The sequence below is a fragment of the Aminobacter sp. P4_H6_2 genome (assembly GCF_056400805.1).
Window position 1 is genome coordinate 1 of the sequence record NZ_JBFUKO010000785.1, and the last position, 2,225, is coordinate 2,225.

Annotated in this window: 2 protein-coding genes; both read right to left on the reverse strand. The window is 59.3% G+C overall.

Annotated elements, in window-relative coordinates:
• On the reverse strand, positions 1 to 1,133 hold a 1,133-nt coding region (locus AC1DUU_RS30080; protein ID WP_476786972.1), incomplete at its 3' end, for an O-antigen ligase family protein.
• Between the two features lie 39 nt (positions 1,134 to 1,172).
• A partial coding sequence (locus tag AC1DUU_RS30085; RefSeq protein ID WP_476786973.1) for a glycosyltransferase family 4 protein occupies positions 1,173 to 2,225 on the reverse strand: 1,053 nt, incomplete at its 5' end.

Genomic DNA, 2,225 nt, shown 5'->3' on the forward strand with positions numbered 1-2,225 from the left:
GCATATTTGTCCCCGCCGGCCCTTTTGATGGCGAACCAAAGCAGGACGCCGACGCCCGAGAACATGATCCAGCCAACAACAGCCAGTAGCCCGCCTTCCACCCATAGAAGCAAATAGAGGTTGTGAACCGGAGCTTCCTGTACGCTTCGTTCGCGGAACTGGTCGGCACCAAGGCCCACCAGCACAATGCGCTCATGGGCTATCACCTCGACCGCTTCCTCCATGAGTGCTGTTCTCGAGATCAAGGTTCCCGCTTCGGACGTGTCGCCTGAGGAAAGTGCTGCCAGGACCCGCTTGTGAAACGTCTTGGGCAAAAGTTCCGTGCCGCCGAATGTTACAAAGCCCGTTGCCAGGACGGCACCCACGATCGCCAAACGCAAGAGCAGCCGCGTGGTCATGATGCATGTCGTGAAGACGGCCAGGCAGATCGTGATCAGGATCAGCCCGCTGTTGGAACTCGTGAGTACGATCGTCACCAGGCAGATCGCCACCGCGGGCAATGCGACATAGGCCTTTATTCGGCCCGAAGACCAAAAATAGAGCAGGATCGGCATGATCAAAGCGTTCATCGACGCCGCGAGATTCGGATTCCTGAGCACGGTGGCCAGCCGCAGCCCGCCGGTGACCACGCCTTTGCTATCGCCGGGCACATAACCCACGGCGTAGAAGGTATAGATGCCGTGGATGTCGACCAGAATGATGCTCGCCAGGAAAATGGCGGCCAGACGATGGGCTTCTTGCGGGTCTTTACGCGCCAGAACGACCATCAGGATGAGGTAGGAGAAGAGATACTGCGTGGTGACGATCAGGCCACGTTCGGCACTTCCGCGCAAAAGACTTCCGGCCATCAGCCCCACGAACAGCAGCGTGAAGGCCAGCAGCCACGTCGATGTTGCTCTGCCAAGCGGCCTGTTGGGGATAAGGCCGGCAATCAAAAGAATGAAAAAACTCAGGCAGAAGAAAAAATCGCTGAGGGTAAAAAACACCTGCGGTAACCGCAGATTGGCATACGGCGCGAAGAAGACACCGGCGTAGAGAACGATACGCTCGAGGGCCGATAGGCCGCTGGACGTCCTGCCAGAAAGGCTGGCGAACTGCCGCCAGGCCGAAATTGATTGTCCGGTTTCTGCCACGGCTGTCTCGCGCGACGGTTCTGCGCGAACTTACCACATTCACCCGTATGCCTTCGCCTTCCGATTATCGGAAGCGAGGAGTTCATCGTAGACCCGCGTGATCTCGCGTACATGTCGCTCGACGCTGAAACGCGAGCGTGCGTTGCTGCGAGCGGTTTCGACGATGTGCTGGCGCATCTGGGCATCTTGCAGCAGTTTCAGGCCCGCTTTGGCGAACGCGTCGGGATCATCCGGTCGAACAAGAAGCCCGGTCTGCCCATCTTCGATCGCCTCCGGGTTTCCACCCGAGTCGGCGGCGACAACCGGTGTGCCGAGCAACATCGCCTCGACAAGGGTTCTCCCCAAGGGTTCATCCACCGCCGTTACCAAAAGCGCATCGAGCGCTGCGATCCAGGRCTCGGCGGGATAGCGAAAACCCAGGAAGTGGACATGATCGACAATCCCAAGTGCTTTAGCACGCGATTTCGCCTGTTCGTCGAGGCCATGGAGCGAATTGCCGAGAAGCAGACCTGCCAGTTTTATTTCAGGGGCCATTCGCTTCAGCGCAGCGATCGCCTCGACAAACAGCACCGGGCGTTTGCGGTCAACCAGAGTTCCAACGTAGCCGAAGAGCAGCGTGTCGGGCGGGGCTCCGATTTCTGCAAGAACCATGCTTCGGGCATCCGAGCGCTCCATCCCAGCCGTCATGTTCACGTCGAAGGGGCTGTGAACGACGCTGCATTTGCTCGCGGCCGAAAAGAACCCAGGGGGCGGCGAAGCAAATTTCGATACCGCCACCACGTGATTGGAAAGCCAGGGCGCTACGCGGCGCAGCCCAAACGACGATGCGTCATTGCGGTGATGCCAAAGATGCTTGGATCCGGCGAGACGTGCCGCAAGCCCCCAGGTGATGTGCGTGCGGCCATCGTTCGTGTGTACGATCGCGACATTTCGGGCCTTCAAGAATTTTGTAAACGCTGGAAGGGTGCGGACGACAGTGGCAGCGGCACTGTCGCGTCTTTGTCCGCGGGCCAGATGGTGTTGGGCGGGGGCGGTCTCGAACTGGATACCTTCTCGCCTGAAGATTTCGGCGACTGGCCCGTCGGGGAGTTG